General features: G+C 70.0%; 17 protein-coding genes and 1 pseudogene. 4 read left to right on the top strand and 14 right to left on the bottom strand.

Annotated features, from left to right (window positions below):
* Nucleotides 1–37: 37 nt before the first annotated feature.
* On the bottom strand, nt 38–1,063 hold the full coding sequence (gene dusA / locus J5226_RS08710) for a tRNA dihydrouridine(20/20a) synthase DusA (RefSeq protein ID WP_255323035.1): 1,026 nt from the start codon (nt 1,061–1,063) through the stop codon (nt 38–40).
* Between the two features lie 378 nt (nt 1,064–1,441).
* Between dusA and J5226_RS08705 the strand changes: the two genes are divergently transcribed.
* On the top strand, nt 1,442–3,508 hold the full coding sequence (locus J5226_RS08705) for a DUF11 domain-containing protein (protein ID WP_215839529.1): 2,067 nt from the start codon (nt 1,442–1,444) through the stop codon (nt 3,506–3,508).
* Nucleotides 3,509–3,595: 87 nt separating this feature from the next.
* Here the strand turns inward: J5226_RS08705 and rtcA are convergent, their stop codons facing one another.
* The 3 genes from rtcA to J5226_RS08690 all read right to left on the bottom strand — a co-directional run bounded on the left by rtcA (nt 3,596) and on the right by J5226_RS08690 (nt 8,269).
* Nucleotides 3,596–4,630 (bottom strand): RNA 3'-terminal phosphate cyclase, encoded by a 1,035-nt coding sequence (gene rtcA, locus J5226_RS08700; RefSeq protein WP_255323034.1) that lies wholly within the window; start codon nt 4,628–4,630, stop codon nt 3,596–3,598.
* A gap of 164 nt (nt 4,631–4,794) precedes the next feature.
* Entirely contained in the window at nt 4,795–6,030 is a 1,236-nt protein-coding gene (locus tag J5226_RS08695) for an RtcB family protein (protein WP_215839528.1), read from the bottom strand.
* A gap of 688 nt (nt 6,031–6,718) precedes the next feature.
* Nucleotides 6,719–8,269, bottom strand: coding sequence for an RNA-binding protein (locus J5226_RS08690; protein ID WP_215839527.1), 1,551 nt, complete (start codon nt 8,267–8,269; stop codon nt 6,719–6,721).
* A gap of 180 nt (nt 8,270–8,449) precedes the next feature.
* On the opposite strand from J5226_RS08690, the gene rtcR reads away from it, so the two are divergent.
* On the top strand, nt 8,450–10,042 hold the full coding sequence (rtcR, locus tag J5226_RS08685; RefSeq protein ID WP_215839526.1) for an RNA repair transcriptional activator RtcR: 1,593 nt from the start codon (nt 8,450–8,452) through the stop codon (nt 10,040–10,042).
* Nucleotides 10,043–10,063: 21 nt separating this feature from the next.
* Here rtcR and J5226_RS08680 read toward each other — a convergent pair whose 3' ends face one another.
* On the bottom strand, nt 10,064–10,924 hold the full coding sequence (locus J5226_RS08680; protein ID WP_215839525.1) for a penicillin-binding transpeptidase domain-containing protein: 861 nt from the start codon (nt 10,922–10,924) through the stop codon (nt 10,064–10,066).
* Between the two features lie 188 nt (nt 10,925–11,112).
* Here J5226_RS08680 and J5226_RS08675 point away from each other — a divergent pair, with 188 nt between their 5' ends.
* On the top strand, nt 11,113–12,951 hold the full coding sequence (locus J5226_RS08675) for an ABC transporter ATP-binding protein/permease (RefSeq protein WP_215839524.1): 1,839 nt from the start codon (nt 11,113–11,115) through the stop codon (nt 12,949–12,951).
* Between the two features lie 122 nt (nt 12,952–13,073).
* Here the strand turns inward: J5226_RS08675 and J5226_RS08670 are convergent, their stop codons facing one another.
* The 9 genes from J5226_RS08670 to J5226_RS08630 form a co-directional block, all read right to left on the bottom strand.
* The gene (locus tag J5226_RS08670) at nt 13,074–13,577 is read right to left on the bottom strand and encodes a GNAT family N-acetyltransferase (protein WP_215839523.1); all 504 of its coding nucleotides are present in this window, start codon (nt 13,575–13,577) and stop codon (nt 13,074–13,076) included.
* A gap of 81 nt (nt 13,578–13,658) precedes the next feature.
* Nucleotides 13,659–14,309 carry a hypothetical protein gene (locus tag J5226_RS08665; protein ID WP_215839522.1) on the bottom strand — a complete coding sequence of 217 codons (651 nt, stop codon included), beginning with the start codon at nt 14,307–14,309 and terminating at the stop codon, nt 13,659–13,661.
* Between the two features lie 155 nt (nt 14,310–14,464).
* The gene (locus tag J5226_RS08660) at nt 14,465–14,935 is read right to left on the bottom strand and encodes a hypothetical protein (protein ID WP_215839521.1); all 471 of its coding nucleotides are present in this window, start codon (nt 14,933–14,935) and stop codon (nt 14,465–14,467) included.
* Nucleotides 14,936–15,135: 200 nt separating this feature from the next.
* A complete protein-coding gene (locus J5226_RS08655; protein WP_215839520.1) occupies nt 15,136–15,603 on the bottom strand; it encodes a hypothetical protein in 468 nt (155 codons plus the stop codon).
* A 134-nt stretch (nt 15,604–15,737) separates the two neighbouring features.
* A complete protein-coding gene (locus J5226_RS08650; RefSeq protein WP_255323033.1) occupies nt 15,738–16,463 on the bottom strand; it encodes an HAD family hydrolase in 726 nt (241 codons plus the stop codon).
* Nucleotides 16,464–16,671: 208 nt separating this feature from the next.
* Nucleotides 16,672–17,055 carry an EF-hand domain-containing protein gene (locus J5226_RS08645; protein WP_215839519.1) on the bottom strand — a complete coding sequence of 128 codons (384 nt, stop codon included), beginning with the start codon at nt 17,053–17,055 and terminating at the stop codon, nt 16,672–16,674.
* Nucleotides 17,056–17,531: 476 nt separating this feature from the next.
* A complete protein-coding gene (locus tag J5226_RS08640) occupies nt 17,532–18,680 on the bottom strand; it encodes a winged helix DNA-binding domain-containing protein (RefSeq protein WP_215839518.1) in 1,149 nt (382 codons plus the stop codon).
* A 17-nt stretch (nt 18,681–18,697) separates the two neighbouring features.
* Entirely contained in the window at nt 18,698–19,606 is a 909-nt protein-coding gene (locus J5226_RS08635; RefSeq protein WP_215839517.1) for a hypothetical protein, read from the bottom strand.
* Nucleotides 19,603–19,791: a CPXCG motif-containing cysteine-rich protein gene (locus J5226_RS08630; protein ID WP_215839516.1), complete on the bottom strand. Its 189-nt coding sequence runs from the start codon at nt 19,789–19,791 to the stop codon at nt 19,603–19,605. The genes J5226_RS08635 and J5226_RS08630 overlap by 4 nt, the downstream gene beginning before the upstream one ends.
* A 252-nt stretch (nt 19,792–20,043) precedes the next feature.
* Here J5226_RS08630 and J5226_RS08625 point away from each other — a divergent pair.
* Nucleotides 20,044–20,546 (top strand): annotated as a pseudogene (locus tag J5226_RS08625) (hypothetical protein).
* The last annotated feature ends 322 nt before the right edge of the window (nt 20,547–20,868 follow it).

Raw genomic sequence — 20,868 nt, 5'->3', positions numbered from 1 at the left:
GGCGCCGGCGGGCGCGCTCAGGCGGACGGACGCGCGCTTACGCGGCATCGCGCCCGGCGAAGGATTCGGTGACCTCGATCGCGCGCTCGATCAGCGACCAGTCCGCGCCGGGACGGTGCGCGCCCTCGCTGAGGATCTGACGGAACGCGCGCCCGCCGCGCTCGCCGTGGAACAGGCCGAGCAGATGACGGGCGATGTGCTTGAGGAACACGCCGCGTTCGAGCTGGCTTTCCACGTACGGCCGCAGCCCGCGCAGCAAGTCGGCGCGGCTGCGTTCGACGCCGCCGAACCAGGCCACATCCAGCCGATGCAGCAGATACGGGTCGTGATACGCGGCGCGGCCGAGCATGGCGCCGTCGGCGTGATCCAGGTGGACGGTGGCCTCGGCCAGATCGGCGATGCCGCCGTTGACCACCACCTGCAGCTGCGGCCGCTCCAGCTTGAGCCGGTAGGCCCAGTCGTAGCGCAGCGGCGGCACTTCGCGGTTTTCCTTCGGCGACAGCCCCTTGAGCCAGGCGTTGCGGGCGTGCACGACGAAGCTGCGGCAGCCGGCCGCGGCGACCCGGTCGACGAAATCCAGGAACACCTCGAAACGGTGCTCGTCGTCGACGCCGAGCCGGCATTTGACCGTCACCGGCACGTCGCAGGCGCCGATCATCGCCGCCACCGATTCGGCGACCAGATCCGGCTCGCGCATCAGGCAGGCGCCGAAACGCCCGGCCTGGACCCGGTCGGAGGGGCAACCGCAGTTGAGGTTGATCTCGTCGAAGCCCCAGTCCGCGCCGATCCGCGCCGCCTGCGCCAGCAGTTCCGGCTCGCTGCCGCCGAGCTGCAGCGCCACCGGGTGCTCGACCGGGTCCATCGCCAGCAGCCGCGGGCGGTCGCCGTGGATGACCGCGTTGGCGTGGACCATCTCGGTGTAGAGCCGGGCGTGCGGGGCGATGGCGCGGTGGAAGACGCGGCAGTGGGTGTCCGTCCAATCCATCATCGGCGCCACCGACAGGCGCACCTGCGGCGCGGCGATGGCGGGAGAGACGGCGTGGGCGGGCGCGAGGACGGTCATCGGCGCCATTGTAAGGCCTCGGGGCCGGACGCCCGGTCCGGGCGGGGCCGCGATGGCGCGGCGCGGACGGCGGAGCCGGGGCCCGAGGGGCGCTGGCGGCGGTGCGGACCGGCCCTCGCAACGCGGTTTTTCGCGGGTCCGGGCCGCTCGGCGCAGCTGCCGCGCCGCCTCACGGCCCAGCCAGAGGCTCAGCGCGGCCGGCGGCAGCGCGCGCCGCAGACGTGCTTTTCATCGCCGAAAAATTGCGATGAATCCTTCTAAGCCGAGCGCGTTTATCCGAAAAGAGCCCTTTTTACGCGTTCTTCATCCCGCAAAAGAGAGCTTCATGCAGCGCCCGGACGCGCCCATGGGGGACGTCGGCCTTCACGCCGGTACGCTATGCACACACTCACACACCGCTCGCGCAACGCTGCCCTGCGCTTCGTCCTGCCCTTGGCCGCGGCGTTCGCGCTGCTGTGCGCGCCCGCCGCGCAGGCGCAGTTCAAGGTCTCCTCGACGTTCCGCAACAACACCGAGGCCGGCTGGACCATCACCGGCACCAACAACGCCGGCACCAACGACAGCGGCATCCTCACCGGCGGCTACGGCGCGATCCCGAACAACGTCAACGACGCCAACGGCAGCGGCTGGCTGCGTCTGAGCACGGCGCTCAACAACCAACAGGGCCTGGCGCTCTACACCGGCGGCTCGTTCCCGTCCTCGCAGGGCGTCACGGTCGAGTTCGATTACGTCAATTGGGGCGGCAACGGCGCCGACGGCACCACCTTCTTCCTCTACGACGCCACCGGCACCATGGCCGGCGCTCAGCCGGGCGGCAGCCTGGGGTACTGCGGCGGCAACGGCGCGTATCTGGGCATCGGCCTGGACGAATTCGGCAACTTTTCCGGCTCGCTGCCCGGCGTCACCGGCGGCTGTCCGGCCAACAGCAGCAGCCCCGGCAGCCAGCAAGACCGGGTGGTGCTGCGCGGCCCGACCAGCGACAGCAACCGCTGGCTGGCCAGCGGCGCGGTCGCCGGCGGCATCGATTCGCCCGGCGCCACGACCCGCCCGACCAGCAATCACCTGATGGTCGCGCTGATCCCGAACACGCCGCAGCCGGGCTACACCGTCACCGTCTCGCAAGGCCCGACCGGCTCGACCCCGGCGGTGCTGCTCAACAACGTCAACTTCAACTACACCGCGCCGGCCAATCTGCGCATGGGCTACGCCGCGTCCACCGGCGGCCTCAACAACATCCACGAAATCCGCAACGTGCTGGCGTCGGTGCCGGCCGACGTGGGCATCGCCAAGACCGTTTCTGCGCCGCGCATCCGCCGCGGCGCGACGGTGACCTACACCCTGGTGGTCAGCAACAACGACATCAATCCGGTCGTCGCCGGCAATCAGGCGCCGACCATTCCCGGCACCGACGCGGCCGACATCACCGACACCTTCCCGGCGCAAGTCACCGGCGCGAGCTGGACCTGCGCGGCCAGCGCCGGCTCGACCTGCCCCGCCGCCAGCGGCACGGGCAACATCGCGGTGACCGGCGGCTACTCGATGCTGCCCGGCGGCACCCTCACCTTCACCGTGACCGGCACGGTCGCCAGCAACGCCACCTGCAACGGCAACGTCGCCAATACCGCCACCGTCGCGTTCTCCGGCACCGACCGCTTCGGCGACATCAACCCGAACAACGACAGCGCCAGCGCGACCTTCGCGGTGGATTGCGTGACCTTGTCGGTGGACAAGACCGCGACGCCGGCCAGCTTCACCGCCGGCGGCACCGGCACCTACAACATCGCGGTGGCCAACGCCGGCAACATCGCCACGGTCGGCCAGATCACCGTCACCGACGCGCTGCCGGCCGGCCTGACCGTGCCCAACGGCGCGGTCGCGCTGAGCGGCGCCAACGCCGCCAACTGGGCCTGCACCGCCGCCTCGAACGTGCTGACCTGCCAGAGCAACGCCGCGATCGCCGCCGCCGGCAGTTCCACCTTCGGCTTCGCGGTCAACATCGACTTCAACGCCACCGGGCCGGTGATCAACACCGCGCGCGTGGCCGGCGGCGGCGACCCGAACTGCACGTTGGCCGCGCCCTGCCCCGACTCCACTCCGACCAGCACGCCGGTGGTGCGGCCGTCGGTGAGCCTGCGCATCAGCAAGAGCGACAGCAGCGCCACCTACACGCCCGGCAACGGCGCCAGCTACGTGCTGACCGCCTGCAATCAGAACGGCCCCGACGCGGCCAGCGGCGCCACCATCTCCGACAACTTGCCCGCCGGCGCGACCCTCAGCGGCCCGTGGAGTTGCGCCGGCAGCGGCACCACGCCCGGCACCTGCCCCGCCAGCGGCGGCGCGGCCGGCGGCACCGCGATCAGCGTGACCGGCGTGACGTTGCCGGTGGGCGGCTGCGTGAGCGTCACCGTGCCGGTGACCTTCAGTTCCAATCCGGCCAATTACTGAGGCGGCGCGCGCAGCGACCCGCGCAAGAAAAAGGCCGCGCGGCGTGGGCCGCGCGGCCTTCGTTTTTCCGCGTTTCGAGGCGATCCGTCACGAGCGCACCGTCACCCGCCAGCAACGCTTGCTCTGCTGGGTCCAATCGATCTCCACCGGCAAGAATTTCTCGATCAGGCGCGCATTGCTGGACAGATGCTCGCTGACGAACGCGGTGGTGAATTCGCCGCCGCCGGCCAAGGCCATCGGCAGCAACAGTTGGTCGGACAGGTGCTCGCTCACCGCGGCCTCCGAGTTCAGATACTCCGAGACGCGCCGCGCCAAACCGGCGGCGACCTGTTCGGCGCCGACGCCGCGCTCGCCGAGCGCGTCGAACAACTCGGTGTGCTGGCCTTCGCCGCTCACCCGCAGCATCAGCACGTTGGCCTGGCTCTGCGCGGTCGGCGCGCGGCGCAAATGCAGCGCGCCGGGCCCGAGCTTGAACTGATCGGCCAAGACCTGCAGCTCGCGCTGGCCGATCAGATCGGGCAGCGAAGCCAGCAACGCGGTCGCCTCCAACTTCGGCGCGGGATCGCGACGGTCGAACACCGCCTCGCGCAAGGCCGCGCCCGGCGCCACCCGCAGCTGCACGCTGCCGCCGCCGGCCGGGTAGAAGCCGTGACGCTGCAGCGCGAACGCGGTGTCCACGCCGAAGCGGCGCAGCGCCGGCAGATAGCACTCGGCCAGGAAGTCGGCGCTCGGCGCGAGCGGGTTGTGGGTGCCGCCTTCGACGGTCACTTCCGACGGCGCCGCGCACGACCACAACGCCGGCAGCACCGTCTGCAACACCAGCGACGCCGAACCGGCGGTGCCGATGGAGAAACGGTAGCGGCCCGGCTGCACTTGCCCGGGGACGAAGCGCAGCGTGGTCGCGCCGAGCTGCGCGCCTTCGACGTAAGCCCGGCCGATCTGCGCGGCGGCGCCGACCGCGGTCAGATGCTGGCGCATCAAACCGGGGCGCTTGCGCTTGGCGCGGATGTGCTGCATCTCGAACGCGGTGCCGGTGCACAGGCTCAGCGCCAGCGCCGTGCGCAGCAGCTGGCCGCCGCCCTCCACGCCGCTGATTTCGATCATTTCCATTTTCTTGTCCATGGTTCTTCTGGCGCGGCCGGAGGGAGCCGGCCGCGCTGTTTCCTTTTGTTGTTTTATCGCGGCGGGCGGCCCATGCCGCCCGCCGCGCAGTCCTTGGCCGGGCGCCGCCGAACTCGGGCGCCACGTCGTTTCCAGCGATCCGCTCGCACGCTCGGCCATGGCCCTCAACCCTTCACGCAGACGACTTGACGCAAGGTATGCACGATCTCGACCAAGTCGCTCTGCGCCGCCATGACCGCGTCGATCGGCTTGTACGCCGCCGGCGATTCGTCGACCACGTCCGCGTCCTTGCGGCATTCCACATGCGCGGTCGCGCGAACGTGCTCTTCCAGGCTGATGCGCTTCTTCGCCTCGGTGCGGCTCATCACCCGGCCCGCGCCGTGGCTGCAGCTATGGAAGCTGTCGGCATTGCCGAGGCCGCGCACGATGAAGCTCTTCGCGCCCATGCTGCCCGGGATGATGCCCAGCTCGCCCTTGCGCGCGCTCACCGCGCCCTTGCGCGTCACCAGCACGTCCTTACCGAAGTGATGCTCGCGGTTGACGTAGTTGTGATGGCAGTTGACCGCCTCGGCCTGCGCCTCGAACGGCTTGTCGATGATCTTGCGCGCCGCGTCGACGACGTGCCGCATCATGATCTCGCGGTTGTCGCGTGCGAACTTCTGCGCCCAATCCACCGCGAACACGTAGTCCGCGTAGTTTTCACTGCCTTCCGGCAAGTACGCGAGATCCTGGTCCGGCAGATTGATCATCCAGCGGCGCATGTCCTGCTTCGCCAACTCGATGAAGTGGCTGCCGATCGCATTGCCGACGCCGCGCGAACCCGAGTGCAGCATGAACCACACGCGCTGCTCCTCGTCCAGGCAGACCTCGACGAAGTGATTGCCGGTGCCCAAGGTACCCAAGTGGCTCAAGTGGTTGCTGCGCTCGAGCTTGGGATGCTTGGCGACGATGCGGTCGAACCCTTCGTGCAAGCGCTCCCACGCCTGCAGCGACGCCGCCGGCGGGTTCGCCCACGCGCCCTTGTCGCGCACGCCGCGGCCGACCGTGCGGCCGTGCGGCACCGCCTGCTCGATCGCCGCGCGCAGCGGGCCGAGCTGGTCGGGCAAGTCGCTCGCCGTCAGCGTGGTGCGCACCGCGATCATGCCGCAGCCGATGTCCACGCCGACCGCCGCCGGCACGATCGCGCCGAGAGTCGGCACCACCGAGCCCACGGTCGCGCCCTTGCCCAGGTGCACGTCGGGCATCACCGCGATCCAACGGTGCACGAACGGCAGCTTGGCGATGTTCTGCAACTGACGGCGCGCTTCGTCTTCCAGCGGCACGCCGCGGGTCCATAGCTTGATCGGGACCGAGCCTTTCTCGTGGATGACGTCGTAGCGGGTGTTTTCGTTGGTATTCATGGCGGGGCTCCTGCGGGTCGGGCTTCGTGCCCGCGACCGGTTCGGTCGATGAAAAGAATGATGCGTTGCGGCGTTCGCGGTCGGCGCATGCGCCGGGCCGCGGATGTTGCCGATAAGAAAACGCGTAGCGAGGGACTAGACAATCCGGCGGAACGGATAACGTGACAGGTTGTAGTTCCGCCTGGCATTCGTCTCGCGACGCGTTGTGGGGTGCGGCCGTCCTGCGACGAGGGAGATGAAACGAACCTGTGCTCTAACCGGGCCGAGCATCCGTCTGTCGACGGGTGGGATTCGAACCCACGCCTTGCAAGTTGAATGTAGTTTCATCGGCATTCGCCGGACGTCCGCGTAGCAAATTCAAAAAAACCGAAGCATCGAGACCAGTGGTGACGGAACGGTTCCCGCTCTATCCGACTGAGCTACCGCCTCGCGGCGGGCGGGACTCGAACCCGCGACCTGGACCATTATCAGTGGTGTAGTTCCGCCAAGCATTCGCGATGCATCGGCCTTCCAACCTGGGCCGGCGGGCCCTATCGCCCGCCGGCGTCTTCCCTGCGCCGCCTCGCGCCTCCCTGGCGCGTGCGGCCGGCGGGCCGTCCTGGCCCGCCGCGCGGATGCTTCCGTGCATCCGCGTCGCGGCGCGTCCTTGCGCCGCGGCGGCGACGTTCCGTGTCGCCGCCTTGTTGCACTACAGCGGAATCGAACCGATCCGCTCGGCCCAACGCGCGCTGTCGCCGCCTTGGGCCGCGAACACCGCGATCAGGTCGAACACCGCATCGCTGAAGCCGCCGACATGCAGCACGTCGGCCGACTCCACCGTCTGCGCGGTCGCCACCGGTTGCAGGTCGATGCAGATCAACCGGGCGCGCGGGTTGCGCGCCTTGATCTGCGCCCACTCGCGCATGGTCGCGGTCGCGCCGCCCTGGCGGGTGTCGCGCCAACTCTCGTTGTCCGACACCAATACGATCAGATCGACCGCCGCCTTCTCCCGGTTCAACTGCGCGAACGGCGCGCTGACCGAGGTGCCGCCGCCGCACAACGCGGCAAGCTGACCGGCCTGGGTCATGACGCTGTCGCGCGGGTTCAGGCGCAGCGAACGCACCGAGGTGTCGAACGGCAGCACCCGCGCGCCCGGATGGTTGCGCTGGATGCACGCGGCGATCAACGCCGCCACGTCCACGCAACGCACCTTGCTGGTCGCGCCCTTGCGGTAACCGGTGATCGGCGAGCCCATCGAACCCGACACGTCCACCGCCACCACCACCTCGCCCTCCAGCTTCGGCACCTGCCGGGTCGCGATCTCCATCGCATCCTGCAAGGCCTCCAGGATCGGCGCCGGCAATCCGTCGCCGGCGTTGTACGCGCTCATCAACTGGTACGGGAACGCCCGCGCCTTGGCGATGGCGCGCTCGTCGCGCAAACGCGCCGCGACCTCGGCCACCCGCTGCGGGTCCTCGAACACCCCGTGACGCTGGAAGGTGTTGAGGTTCATCCGCTGCGTCTGCCACGACACGTTGCCCGCCAGTTCGCCCCACTGCGCCGCATCCAGCGGTAACGAAGCGAAGTACTGGAACGGCAGCTTCGGCAGCGCGCCGGTACGTTCGCGCTTGAACGCCTCGTACTCGCGCACCAGCGCCGGCAACGCGGCCTCGTCGAACGGCTTGCCGATCAGCCACGCGTACAGCGCGGCGCGCTGGGCGTCGGCCGGCTTCGGCCGGACCATCTTGATCACGTCCGCCAGCGAGGGATCGTTGCCGATCGCCGCCGCCAGCAACTGCTCGACGCTGGCGTTGTCGATCCACTGCCGCACCAAGCGCTTCGGCCGCGAACCCAGCGACTTGCGGCCGACCCGGCCGCTGCGCAGGATCTGCACGAAGTTGCGCAGCATCCGGCCGTTGTCGACCACGCGGGCGAACGCGCGCTCCATCGTCTCGCCGTCGCGCAGGCTCAGGCTGGCCAGCAACAGCACCGGCATGTCCTTCATGTGGCCGCGCTCGCGGGCATAGACCGCGGTCTTGGCGACGAAGGCCGGATCCACCGCCGCGCACAGCTGCAGCACGTGGTCGAGCTGCTCGTCGGCGCCGGCGTAGTAGGTGCCGTTCAAACAACCGGTGGCCGCGTACAGCGCCAGCGCCGACTCGGGACGGCGCGCGTAGGCCGCGCCGCCGGCTTCGTTGCGGACAGCGGCCTTCGGGGCCAGGCGGCCGCGCAAGGAGGCGAAGAGCGAAGTGTTGGCCATCGGGGCATTCCTTTGTTCTGGACTTGCCTGGACTAGAGCAACCCCCGTGCCAACTTTTCCGACCACAACTCAAGATATTGATTTTAAAAATATTTATTCCGAAACAGCGTTTCGGGCTCGCCTTTCCGGACGACATATTTCTATACTTCAGGATAAGAATTTATCTGATCGGATATCTCCATGAAGCGCCAGGTCGTCATCGGCATGCTCGGCACCCAGCTCGACGCCGCCTCCGGCGCCGGCCGCTGGGAGAAATGGCGCCCGACCGTCTCGCTGGGCATGCACGAGGACTTCCTGCTCGACCGCATGGAGCTGCTCGCCGACGAGCGCCGCTTCGCCCGGCTCGCCGGGCAAGTCGTGGCCGACCTCGCCCAGGTCTCGCCGGAAACCGACATCCGCCGCCACGACGTCTACCTCAGCGATCCCTGGGACTTCGAAGGCGTCTACGGCGTACTCGACGACTTCGTCCGCGGCTACGACTTCCGCCCGGACGAGGAGGACTACTACGTCCACATCACCACCGGCACCCACGTCACCCAGATCTGCTGGTTCCTGCTCGCCGAAAGCCGCCTATTCCCCGGCCGGCTGCTGCAGACCGCGCCGCCGCGCAAGCAGGACGGCCGCTCGCCCGGCAGCTACGCGGTCATCGATCTCGACCTGTCGCGCTACGACCGCATCGCCCAGCGCTTCGCCGAGCAGAGCCTGCACGACCGCGACCTGCTCAAGAGCGGCATCGCCACGCGCAACCCCGCGTTCAACCGCATGATCGAACAGATCGAAACCGTGGCCACGCGCTCGAAGTCGCCGATGCTGCTGATGGGCCCGACCGGCGCCGGCAAGAGCCAGCTCGCGCGGCGCGTGTTCGATCTGAAAAAACAAAAGCACCAGCTGCCCGGCCGCTTCGTCGAGGTCAACTGCGCGACCCTGCGCGGCGACGGCGCGATGAGCACGCTGTTCGGCCATATCAAGGGCGCCTACACCGGCGCCGCCGCCGACCGCGCCGGCCTGCTGCGCTCGGCGCACCAAGGCCTGCTGTTTCTCGACGAAATCGGCGAACTGGGCTTGGACGAACAAGCCATGCTGCTGCGCGCGCTGGAAGAGAAGCGCTTCTTGCCGGTCGGCGGCGACAAGGAAGTCGAGAGCGATTTCCAGCTGATCGCCGGCACCAACCGCGACTTGCAGGTCAGCGTGCTGGAAGGCCGCTTCCGCGAGGACTTGCTCGCGCGTCTGAATCTGTGGACGTACCGCCTGCCCGGTCTGGCCGAGCGCGCGGAAGACATCGAGCCGAACCTGGAGTTCGAGCTGGAGCGGCACTCGCGCGAAAACCACCAGCGGGTGACCTTCAGCCGCGAGGCGCGCACGCGCTACCTGAGTTTCGCGCTCAGCGGCGAGGCGCGCTGGAGCGGCAATTTCCGCGATCTCGGCGCTTCGGTGATGCGCTTGGCCACGCTGGCCGACGGCGGCCGCATCCGCACCGATCTGGTCGAGGAGGAGATCGGCCGGCTGCGCGCGCAGTGGCATGGCGCACATGCGCCGTCGCTGCTGGTCGAGGTGCTCGGCGATGCCGGGGCGGCCGCGCTCGACCGCTTCGACCGCGTGCAACTGGAAGACGTGCTGGCCGTATGCCGGCGCAGCAAGAACCTGTCGCAAGCCGGGCGCGAGCTGTTCGCGGTCTCGCGCGCGAGCAAGGCCAGCAGCAACGACGCCGACCGCCTGCGCAAGTATCTGGCGCGCTTCGGCCTGGATTGGGAGCGGGTGCGCGCGCCGCAGTGAGCGCGCGCGCCGCGACGGCGCTTACAGAATGCCGGCGTCGCGCAGTTCCTTGGTCGCCAGCACCGCGGCCGCGCCCTCCGGCAGGCTCAGCGGACCGGTCACGCAGCTGACGAACACGTAGTTGCGGGTGCCGCGCGTGATCAGCCCGATCTGCCAGCGCACCGCTTCGTTGCCGGCGGCGATCGCGCCGCCCTTGCTGAGGTTGGGCACGCCGCTGCGCATCTGCCCGGTCAACACCGCGCCGCTGGGCGAGGTCAGCAGGCCCATCGGCTGCTCGAGCCCGGCGCGCACGCTCAGCGCGGCCTGACGCGAGACCGGCAGTTCGCCGGCGAAGAAGCGCTGCAGGAAGCGCATTTGTTCGTTCGGCGAAATCTGCAGCGAGCCGCCGTTCCAGTATTCGCCGCCGCTGCGGGTGTCGGCGTTGCCGAAGCCGTAGCGGTTGAGGTATTCGCCCATGCGCACCGAGCCCATCTGGTGGTCGACGTCGCGGAAGTACTCGGGCGAGGAATAGGCCAGCGCGCGGTCGACGGTCTGGCCGCCGAAGGAACTGTCGTTGCTGCGCACGACCGAGGCGTCCAGCGCGGCCAGCGCAGCGGGGATCTCGAAGGTCGCCGCCGGCGCGACCCGGCGGTCGCAGCCGGTCGCCGGCTGGCGGCGCAGTTCGCTGCCGCCCAGGTCGGCGAGCAGGAAGCAGGCGCGCAGCACCGGCGCCGGCGCGCCCGCGGTGGTCGCGCCCGCGGGGCGCTGCGGCGGATACGCCGGCCGGTAGCCCTGCGCGGCCAGCGGCGGCGCGAACGCGGCGGCGCACAGCGCGGCGGCGGCGAGGACGGAGGCGAAGCGGCGCGGCAGCGCGGGTTCGGACGGACGTGTCGGGGCGTTCATGCCTGCGGGCTCCTTGCGTGGGCGCGCGGCGGCTCGCGCGGACGCTCGCGGGCGCCCGGCCGGACGCGCGGCGGGACGCCCAGGATGCCACGCCGGCCGCGACGTTTTCGAGCGCGCGGTCTGGCGGCTTGACCCCAAGCGCACTGGAGGTCCTATGCTCGCACTCCGCCGCCCGACCCCGGAACCGCATGACCGCCACGCCCCCCACCGAACCCCTCGCCGACGGCGACGCCGGCGACGGCGCCGTGCCGCTCGCCCGCGCCGAAGGCCGCCGCGGCGAATGGTCGGTGATCGCCTCGCTGCTGCCGTATCTGCGTCCCTATGTCGGCCGCATCGTCCTCGCCTTGCTGATGGTACTGGCGGCCAAGCTGTTGAACCTGTTTGTGCCGATGGCGCTCAAGCAGTTGATCGACCAGCTCAACGTGCCGGTCACGCCGTTGTTGCTGCCGGTCGGCCTGCTGCTGGCCTACGGCGCCTCGCGCGTCGGCGTGACGTTGTTCACCGAACTGCGCCAAGTGGTGTTCGCCCGCGTCATGGCGCGCACCTCGCGCCAGGTCACCCTGCAAGTGTTCCGCCACCTGCACGGGCTGAGCCTGCGCTTCCACCTCGCCCGCCGCACCGGCGGCGTCGCCCGCGATGTCGAACGCGGCGGCAGCGCGATTTCCGACCTGCTCGACTGGACCCTCTACACCATCGTCCCGGTGCTGATCGAAGTGGCGCTGGTGACCGCGGTGCTGGTGTGGATGTTCGACTGGCGCTTCGCCGCGGTCGCCATCGGCACGCTGCTGCTCTACGGCCTGTGGACGGTGGCGGTGACCGAATGGCGCACGCGCTATTACCGCGCCTCGGTCGAGGCCGACACCCGCGCCAACGAGCGCGCGGTGGATTCGCTGCTCAACTACGAGACGGTCAAATACTTCAACAACGAAGAACACGAAGCGCGCCGTTACGACGACAACTTGCGCCATTTGGAAAACGCGCAGGTGATGTCGATCAAGACGCTCGCCGTGCTCAACCTCGGCCAGAGCCTGGTGGTGGCGCTGGGCGTGACCGCGATGATGTGGCTGGCCGCCAAGGGCGTGGTCGAAGGCCGCATGACCGTCGGCGATCTGGTGTTGGTCAACGCCTATCTGCTGCAGCTGTCGGCGCCGTTGTTCATGCTCGGCATGATGTACCGCGAAGTGAAGCAGGCGCTGACCAACATGGAGCGCTTGTTCGGCCTGCTCGACGAGCGCCAGGACGTGCAGGACGCGAGCGGCGCGACGGCCCTGGCCTCGGCGCGGCCGTCGGTGCGCTTCCGCGACGTGCGCTTCGGCTACGACCCGCGCCGCGAGATCCTGCGCGGCGTCGACTTCGAGATCGCCGCCGGCGCCACCGTCGCCGTGGTCGGCCATTCCGGCTCGGGCAAATCGACCTTGGCGCGCTTGCTGTACCGCTTCTACGACGTGGACGCCGGCGCGATCGAAATCGACGGCACCGATCTGCGCTCGCTCGCGCAGTCCTCGCTGCGCGGCGCGATCGGCATCGTTCCGCAGGACACGGTGCTGTTCAACGACACCATCGGCTACAACATCCGCTACGGCCGGCCCGACGCCGGCGAGGCCGAAGTCGAAGCGGCGGCGCGCGCGGCGCACATCCACGATTTCATCGTCGGCTTGCCCGACGGTTACGACACGCCGGTCGGCGAGCGCGGCCTGAAGCTGTCGGGCGGCGAAAAGCAGCGCGTGGCCATCGCCCGCGCGCTGCTCAAGAATCCTTCGATTCTGATTTTCGACGAGGCGACCTCGGCGCTGGATTCCAAGTCCGAGCGCGCGATCCAGGACGAACTCGACCGCCTCGCGGTGGGGCGCACCACGCTGGTGATCGCGCATCGCTTGTCGACGGTGATGGATGCGGATCAGATCTTGGTCATGGACGCCGGGCGCATTCTCGAACGCGGCACGCATGCGCAGTTGCTGGCGTTGGACGGGGTGTACGCGCAGATGTGGGATTTGCAGTTGCGGCAGGGCGAAGAAGCCGCGGTTTGAACGCAAGCCGCGATGGCTCCCTGTAGGAGCGGCGTAAGCCGCGACCGCAGGGCTTCGGGCTCGCGCTGCAGGCCGAAATTCGCGGTCGCGGCTCACGCCGCTCCTACACGAGCTTCGTGCGGTTATTCGCCGCGTTCGGGTTCCCAAATCATGTAGACGTCGGCGCGTTGGTAATGCGAACCCGGTCGCGGCGCCGGGTGGTGGCGGAAGCCGACGCTCTCGTACAACTTCAAGGCCGGCGCCAGTTTCGTGCTGGATTCCAGGAACAGCTCGCGCCCGCCCATCTGCGCGAACGCGTCGATGGCGCCACGCATCAAGCGCCGGCCGATGCCGCCGCCGCGCAGTTCCGGCGCCACCGCCATCTTGGTCAACTCCACGCTGCCGTCTGCGTACGGCAGCAGCGCCACCGTGCCCAAGGCGCGGTCGTCGGCGTCGACCGCGAACAGGATGCGGCCGCCGCCGGCGAGCAAATGGGTTTCCGGGTCGCCGAGCACTTCGCGGTCGATGGGCTCGACCGCGAACCAGCGCTCCAGCCATTCGATGTTGAGGCGGGCGAAATCGTCGCGCCAGCGCGGGTGGTACTCGACGATGCGGACGGAATCGGCGGCGACGGAAGAATCGTTCATGCTCCGATCATAGCCGCGGGCCGCGGCCGCGCGCCCGCCGTGCGCACCAACGAAAACGGCGGCCCTCGGCCGCCGTTTCGCTCATCCCTTGCCCTGGCCCTTGCCGGGCTTGTCCTTGGCCGCCGGTTTGCCCGGCGGACTCTTGCCGGCCGCGCCCTTGCCGAGCTTGGCCTTGTCGCCGCCCTTGGCGTCCTTCGCTTTCGCCGGCGCCGGCGTTTCCACGTCGCGGAACGGCCGGTTGGGGAAATCGCGGCGCAGCTCGCTGTCGATCAGGATCGGCCGGCCCCAGCGGTCGTAGGTCGGCACGAAACCGCGCTTGAGCTTGTGGAAATCGGCCGAGCCCGGCTTGACCCCGAGCCGCTGCGCCACCGCGCCCCAGCCTTCGGCGTGGTCGCGGTCCCACTCGTCCACCACGTAGCGGCACGGACGGCCCAGCACTTGGGCCAGCGCGCAGGCGTAATAGACATCGCCCGGCGTCCAGCGGCGGCGGTCGAGCAGTTCGCCGACCAGTTCGCGCGGCGCGCCGTAGTAGCGGACCATCTCGTCGACGAAGGGCTCGCGATAACGCGCGCCGTAGCGGTTGATGTCGCCCAGCCACACGTCCACCCAGCCGTCGCCGCTGCGCGGTTCCCAACCCTGCGGCAGGTCCTGCGCGTGCAGCGGCGTGCCCAGCAGCGCCGCCAGCGACGCGGTCAGCGCGAAGAATTTTCGTTTCAGCGGATGGTGCGGCATGGCGGGCTCCTCGCGTCGTCGTCGCGGCTGCGCTGGCGGTCGGCGTGGACGCTCGATCCGTCCAGGCACCTTGCCTAAGTCGGGCCCGCCGCGCGCGGATCAACGCGCGGCGCGGCGCCGATTCAGCCGGCAGCCACCGCGCGTTAGCGATCCAGTCAGCGCGAGAGGGTGAACTTGCCGAACGCCACGCCCAGGTCCCAGCCCTGGCCGGTGCCGGCCAGCGCCAGCGACACTTCGCCCTTGGTCATCACCTGGGCCTTGCTCGAACGCGCCGCGCCGGCGTGGGCCTCGGCGGTGGCGTAGCTGCCGAGCACGTCGGAGATGCTGTGCACGCCGGAGAACTCGCCGGTGCCGTGATCGATGCGCGACTTGCCGACGGTGAGGCCGCCGCCCTTGGCGCGGATCTTCACCCCGAAGCTCTGGCCGTTGCTGCAGCTGACCGTGCCCGAGCCGGAGGACGTCTTGTAGAACACCGACCAGCCCGACATGGTGAAGCGCAGCTTGCAGGTGAGGGTGTCGCGCGCCGCGGCCGTCCCCGGCAGCGCGAACGCGGCCAACAGCGCGGCGGCGAGCGCGGCGCCGCGCAGGCGGCGGGAAGCGGGAGCGTGGGCGGAAGCGTGGGACATGGGCGGGCCTCGGGCGGACGGAACGCGGACGCCGGCGGCGCCGCGGGGGAAGGCAGGCTATCACTCCGGGCTTGCGCTTGCCGCCGCGCGGCGGGCGGGGCGCGGACCGGCGCTATCGCCGGCAAACGACGACGGCGCCCAAAGGCGCCGTCGTGGTGGGTCGTGCCGCGGCGCGATCGCCGCCCGATGGCGAGCGCGACTCAATCGTCGTCGCGGTCGCCGCGGCCGCGCCAGTGGCCGTTGTGGCGGCCGCGGTCGTAGTGGCGGTTGTCCCAGCGGTTGTCCCAACGATTGTCGTAACGGCGGTCGTAGCGGGCGTCGTAATAGGTGGTCCGGCAACGGCCGCTGCGGTTGCAGTCGCGATCGTAGTAACGGCGGTCGTTCGCGTAGTAGCGCGGCGCCGGGCGGTAGCGGTAATCGGCGTAGCGCGGGACGTTGCGGTAGTAGGTCGGGCGGCCCCAACGGTCGCGGACCACGACCAGGCGGTCGTCGTAGCCGTAGTTGCCGTAACGCCAGTACGGGGTGTTGTTGCGCACGATGACGTCGGCGATATCGACGATCACGCGGGTCAGATCGTCGGCGCGGGCGGGGGCCGGCAGCGCGACGGCCGCCGCGCCGAGACCGGCGGCGAGAGCGACGGGGGCGAGCCAGCGGGTAAGAGCGGTCATGGCGGTCTCCTGGGGGATGCCCGCATCGTCGGCGGGCGATGTGACTTTGCCGCGCCCTCGGTGAACCGGTTTTTAACCGTTCGCGTCGCCTTCACGGCCGCTCAGGCGCGGTTGCGCCGACCGTGGCCGCGGGTTCAGGCCGCGGCCGCGCGCGCCAGTTCGCGCACCGCTTGCGGCAGATCGGCGGCGCGCTCGACCCGGCGCAGGCGCGGCGCGTCGGCGGCCACCTCGGCTTCGTTCTCGTGCGCCCAGGTGGTGTGGTACGGGACGTGGATGCCCCACCCGCCCAGTTCCAGCACCGGCGCGATGTCCGAACGCAGCGAGTTGCCGATCATCGCGAACTGCGCGGCCGGCAGACCGAATTCGCGCAGCAGGCGGGCGTAGGTGCCCGCATCCTTCTCGCTGACGATCTCGATGCGGCGGAACAGGTCGGCGAGGCCGCACTGTTTGACCTTGGCTTCCTGGTGGAACAGGTCGCCCTTGGTGATCAGCACGATTTCGAAATCCGCGGCGATCGCCGCCACCGCTTCGGGAATCCCCGGCAGCATTTCCACCGGATGCCGCAGCAAGTCTTTGCCGAGCTCGACGATGCGGTGCAGGTCGCTGGCGCTGATGCGCTGGCCGGTGATCGCCACCGCCGCCTCGATCATCGACAAGGTCATGCCTTTGACGCCGTAGCCGAACACGCCGATGTTGTTCTTCTCGATCTCGTACAGGCGTTCGTGCAGGCGCGCGTCGCCGAGATCGACGTACTGGCCGACGATCCGCTCGAAATCGAGCTGGGCCTCATCGAAATAATCCTGGCTGCGCCAGAGGGTGTCGTCGGCGTCGAAGCCGACCATGCGGAGGGGTGCGCTCATGCGCCGATTATCCCGCATTTGCGCCGCGCCGACGGCCGGCGCGGACGCGCGGGCGGTTTCGCCACAGCACGCACAGCGGCGGCGCCTTCGGACCGAACCCGCGGCCGCGCACAAAAAAGAAGGGCGGCCGAAGCCGCCCTTCGCACAACGCAGGAACTCCTGCACCCCAAGGGGACGGCCGGGCACCCCCGGCCGCCCTGACTTTCGCTTACTTGCCGCCGCTCTTGCCGCTGGCGGCGCCGCCGCCCGACTGGGCCTTGGCGACGTAATTCTTGTACTCGTCCGGCGTCAGCTGGCCGTTGGCGTCGGTGTCGGCCTGCTCGAACACCTGACTCAGCGCCGGCACGGCCGCGGCCTCGCCCTTGCTGAGGTTGCCGCTCTTGTCGGTGTCGACGTCGGCCCAGCTCTTCTTCGGCGCGCTCGGCGCCGGCGCAGCGGTCGCGGCCGGATCCTGGGCGGCGGCGGCCGGCGCGGCGGCATCGCCGCCCGGAGGCGCCTGCTCGGAGGCCGACTGAGCGAACGCCATCGGCGCGGACAGCGCGGCGGTCAGGGCCAGAGCGGCGATCAGCGGCTTGCGGGACTTGATGTTCATTCGTCGGTACTCCTCGAATAAGTGGGCCGTGGTTCGCGACCGCCGCCTCGTCGTCGGCGGATCGCATGGCGTGAGGTGCTGCGAAGCACGGGGCCAACCTTGCCGATGCGGTTCTGAACCGATCACCGCGCGCAAGAGTTAAAGCTACGTTGGCTTAACCACTGCGCCGCGCGCAGGCGTTAGGCGCCGCACGGATCGCGGCGACGCGGCACGGCAAAACGTGACCCGCGGCGGCAAATCGTTAGCGCTTCGTTCGTCGCGATTGGCTGAATGCAACACAACCTTTACGAAACGGCGGTGCGACGCGCTGGTACGTGCTGCGTTTGCGGTCTGTTGCGGAGCCAGATCTGTTGCGGGCCAGAAACGAGTGAAGAGGAACGAGGAACGAGTGCTCGACTCGTTCCTCGTTCCTCTTCACTCGTTTCTGGCTCTTGCCGAACCCGCACACCGCCCAGCACAAGCGCATCGTCCCGAAGCTAGACCGGCCGCTGCACCCGCGCGAAGCGCACCTCACGCCGCTCGCGATCCCCCGCCGCGACGCGCAGGCAATCGGCCGCCTGCGTTTCCAACTCGGCTCGATCGGCCGCAGCGAGGCGGCGGAACGGCGAAATGGTCAGCGTCGCCGAGCGCGCGTCGCGCTGCAGCTTCCAGGTGCCGGCGACGAAGCCGTCCACCAGCACGGTCGCGGCGACCAGGCCGTTGCGGGTGTAGACCGCCGCGCGCACGGATTCGTCGAGGATGCGCTCGCGCCGCGCGTGCGCGAGCAATACGTTGTCGAACTCCGGCAGCAAGCGCGCCGGCGCCGGCAGTTCCGGCGGCGGCCGCGGCGCGTCGGGCAGGTCGAACAGTTCCGCGCCGTCTTCGTCGCGGAACACGCGCAGCTTCGGCCGCAGCCGCTGCAAGCGCTCGGCCGGCGCGGACAAGCCCGACCACGCGGCCAGATCGCGCGCGCTGGCGGGACCGAACGCGCCGAGATAACGCAGCGCCATCGCGTCCTCGGCGCTCTGCGGGGCTTGATCGGCCACCGCCTCGCCGAGCCAATCCAGCGCCGTGGCGAAGGTCGCCGGCTTGTGCCAATCCCATTGCCCGGCCGGCGGCACGTGCACCAGCGCTTCGGTGTTGCGCACCAGCAGCGCGAGTTCGCCGCAGTCGCGTTCGGGCCAATGCGCGCGCAGCGCCTCGCCCAAGGCGGTGGCGCTGAGCGGCGCGGCGCGCAAGGCATCGAAGCCGGCGCGCCGCAGCGATTCGAGTTCCAAACCTCGCAAGGCCTTGGCGTGGCCGCTGGCGAGCGACAAACGCCGCAGCACCGGCTGCAGCACCGGACGCAGCGCGCGATAGTCGCCGGCGCTGACCAGATGCAAGGTGCCGCGCATCATGGTCGCGCGGACGATGCGGCGTTCGCGCAAGTCCGCGGTCAGATCGTCCAGCGCGAACCGCTGCAAGCGCGTCCACAGCCCCAGATACGGCGGATTCGGCGCCTGCGCCTGCACTCCGACCAAGCGCTCGACCATCTCCACCGGCGATTGCGCGCTGCGTTCGAGCAGCGATTGCCGCGCCAGCAAGGCGCGGTTGAGCGCGCGCGCGGACAAGGTGGCGGGCGCGGCGCCGCGCGCGTGGGTCGGCATCGATGCGGGTTCCATCGTCAACGCGGGCAGCGCGGCGGCCAGTTCGGATCGCCCTTGCCGTCGCGCCAGAGGAAAAATTCGCCGGAGCGCTCGCCCTTGAGGTCGCGCGCGAACAGCATCGAATGCCCGTCCGGCGACAGCAACGCGCCGATCTCGCTGCCGTTGGCGTCGATCTTGGGACCGAGCTTGACCCGCTGCGACCAGCCTTTCGCGGTCCGCCGGCTTTCGTACAGTCCATCGGCCGCCATCAGCACCATGCGCTTGCCGTCGGCCGACACCAAGGGTTCGTACTCGTCGTCGGCGGTGTTGAGATGGGGGCCGAGGTTCTCCACCGTCCACGCGCCGTCGCGGCCTTGGCGCGCGCGCCACAGATCGGTCTTGCCCAGGCCGCCGGGGCGGCCGGTGGAGCCGAAATACAGCCAGCCGTCCGGCGCGAGCCGCGGGAACCATTCGGCGCCGGGCGAATTCACCGGCTCGGGCAGGCGCTGCGGCCGGCCCCATTGCCCGTGCGCGTCGCGTTCGACCCGCCACAGATCGAGATCCTTGCGCTTGCCGCCCGCCGGCGGCGCGACGCCGTCGGGGCTGCGCGAGGAAATGAAGTACAGCGTGCGTCCGTCCGGCGCGAACCACGGATCGGCCTCGACGCCGTCGCCGGCGAAGGACGGTTCGATCGGTTCGCTCCAGCCGTCGGCGCCGCAATGGCTGACGACGATGCGCCAGCCGGTGAAATCCGGCGCGCTGCGCACGAAATAAAGATCGCCGTTGCGCGGATCGAACGCCGGATGCGACTCGAAGCGCGCGCTGGCGATGCGCGGTGGCGCCCACGGTTCGACGGTTTCGCCGCGCGCGCCGAAGCCCGGCACCGCCGCCATCGCCGCGCCCGCGACCAAACCCAGCGCCGCCGCGGCCAGCGCGGCGCGCGTCATGCGTCGTTCTCCGCGTACACCGCCACCGCGGGCTCGCCGTCGCCGTCCGCGCTGACCATGACCACGATCGGGCGGCAGCAGACTTGGCAGTCTTCGATATAGCGCTGATCGCCGGCGGATTCGTCGATCAGCAACTCGATCGGTTCGCCGCAATAGGGACAGTGCACTTCCACGCTGGGCAGCATGCGCGACTCCGGGCGGCGATGGCGGACGGGCGATGCGGAGCACCGCGCCGGCAGGATGCGCGGCGCGGCCGGCGGCCGTCCAGTGACGTTTCTCACCCCTGGCGGCGGCCGACCGACGGTCGGCTCACCGCGTCTTAACCCGATGCGGCGGACGCTGGCGGCACACGGCCCGGCTGGCTACGCCGCCGTGCCGGACCGGTGCGACCGGCGCTCCCTCGGGAACGCCAGCGACGGCGGCGCGCGGAGGGCGAAATGAAAACCCGCCATGTGTTCAGCACTCCCGATTTGATCGTGCGCAAGCGGCGATGGACGCCGCGCGCGAAGCCGGCGTGCGCGACGACGATATTTTGTTGATCGCGCGCTCGGACATCGAGCTCGAATCGATTCCCAACGAACGCAAGGAAGCCGACACCGATTTGATGCCCGCGGCCTTGCGCGGCGCCGGCTACGGCGGCGCGGCCGGCTTGCTCGCCGGCTTGCTCGCGGTGGTGGTGACGCCGATCGGCCTGACCGTCGCCGGCACCGCGGCGGCGCTGGCCGCCGGCGCGATGGTCGGCTGTTGGGCCTCGGCCTTGGTGGGCTCGTCGCTGCCCGATCCGATCCGGCGCAAGTTCGACGCGCATATCCGCGCCGGCCGCATCCTGGTGGTGATCGACGGCGACCGCGATCTGCTCGGTCGCGCCGAAGCCTATGTGCTGACGCGCGCGGCCGGCGTGGAGATCCTGCCGTTCGACGCGCCGAAAGCCTTCGCCTGAAGCGCGGGTCGACACAGGCGCGACTGCGCGACGGCGCGGTGCGCCCACGCGCGTATACAAGCGAACGCGCGTTCGCAACGCGCGACGCGCTCGCGCGTCGCGCGCGCACGTGCAGCATTCGCGTGACCGCGGTACGGCGCCGATGCAGCCGTGCGCGGCGCGGCATCTCGCCCGCTTACGATTTCCTAGCGCGCAAGCCTCATTGCGCGCGTGATCGCGGTTGAAGATCGTTCGCGGTGCCCGCGTGCGCGCGGCGAATTGCCGAGGCGGTCGCAAGATCGCGCGCGCGGCGGGTGGCACTCTCGGCCGGCCTTCCCCACGC

This window comes from Lysobacter sp. K5869, from assembly GCF_018847975.1.
Lineage (GTDB): Bacteria > Pseudomonadota > Gammaproteobacteria > Xanthomonadales > Xanthomonadaceae > Lysobacter.
Note: the sequence above shows the minus strand (reverse complement) of the source record. Positions and strands in the feature narration are given on the sequence as shown.

Excerpts from the sequence above, each read along its gene's own strand:
- J5226_RS08650 (WP_255323033.1), bottom strand. The coding sequence starts at position 16,463 with ATGAGCGCACCCCTCCGCATGGTCGGCTTCGACGCCGACGACACCCTC.
- J5226_RS08695 (WP_215839528.1), bottom strand. The coding sequence starts at position 6,030 with ATGAATACCAACGAAAACACCCGCTACGACGTCATCCACGAGAAAGGC.
- J5226_RS08690 (WP_215839527.1), bottom strand. The coding sequence starts at position 8,269 with ATGGCCAACACTTCGCTCTTCGCCTCCTTGCGCGGCCGCCTGGCCCCG.
- J5226_RS08640 (WP_215839518.1), bottom strand. The coding sequence starts at position 18,680 with ATGCCGACCCACGCGCGCGGCGCCGCGCCCGCCACCTTGTCCGCGCGC.
- J5226_RS08635 (WP_215839517.1), bottom strand. The coding sequence starts at position 19,606 with ATGACGCGCGCCGCGCTGGCCGCGGCGGCGCTGGGTTTGGTCGCGGGC.
- J5226_RS08705 (WP_215839529.1), top strand. The coding sequence starts at position 1,442 with ATGCACACACTCACACACCGCTCGCGCAACGCTGCCCTGCGCTTCGTC.
- J5226_RS08630 (WP_215839516.1), bottom strand. The coding sequence starts at position 19,791 with ATGCTGCCCAGCGTGGAAGTGCACTGTCCCTATTGCGGCGAACCGATC.
- J5226_RS08670 (WP_215839523.1), bottom strand. The coding sequence starts at position 13,577 with ATGAACGATTCTTCCGTCGCCGCCGATTCCGTCCGCATCGTCGAGTAC.
- J5226_RS08675 (WP_215839524.1), top strand. The coding sequence starts at position 11,113 with ATGACCGCCACGCCCCCCACCGAACCCCTCGCCGACGGCGACGCCGGC.
- J5226_RS08665 (WP_215839522.1), bottom strand. The coding sequence starts at position 14,309 with ATGCCGCACCATCCGCTGAAACGAAAATTCTTCGCGCTGACCGCGTCG.
- J5226_RS08680 (WP_215839525.1), bottom strand. The coding sequence starts at position 10,924 with ATGAACGCCCCGACACGTCCGTCCGAACCCGCGCTGCCGCGCCGCTTC.
- dusA (WP_255323035.1), bottom strand. The coding sequence starts at position 1,063 with ATGACCGTCCTCGCGCCCGCCCACGCCGTCTCTCCCGCCATCGCCGCG.
- rtcR (WP_215839526.1), top strand. The coding sequence starts at position 8,450 with ATGAAGCGCCAGGTCGTCATCGGCATGCTCGGCACCCAGCTCGACGCC.
- J5226_RS08645 (WP_215839519.1), bottom strand. The coding sequence starts at position 17,055 with ATGAACATCAAGTCCCGCAAGCCGCTGATCGCCGCTCTGGCCCTGACC.
- J5226_RS08660 (WP_215839521.1), bottom strand. The coding sequence starts at position 14,935 with ATGTCCCACGCTTCCGCCCACGCTCCCGCTTCCCGCCGCCTGCGCGGC.
- J5226_RS08655 (WP_215839520.1), bottom strand. The coding sequence starts at position 15,603 with ATGACCGCTCTTACCCGCTGGCTCGCCCCCGTCGCTCTCGCCGCCGGT.
- rtcA (WP_255323034.1), bottom strand. The coding sequence starts at position 4,630 with ATGGACAAGAAAATGGAAATGATCGAAATCAGCGGCGTGGAGGGCGGC.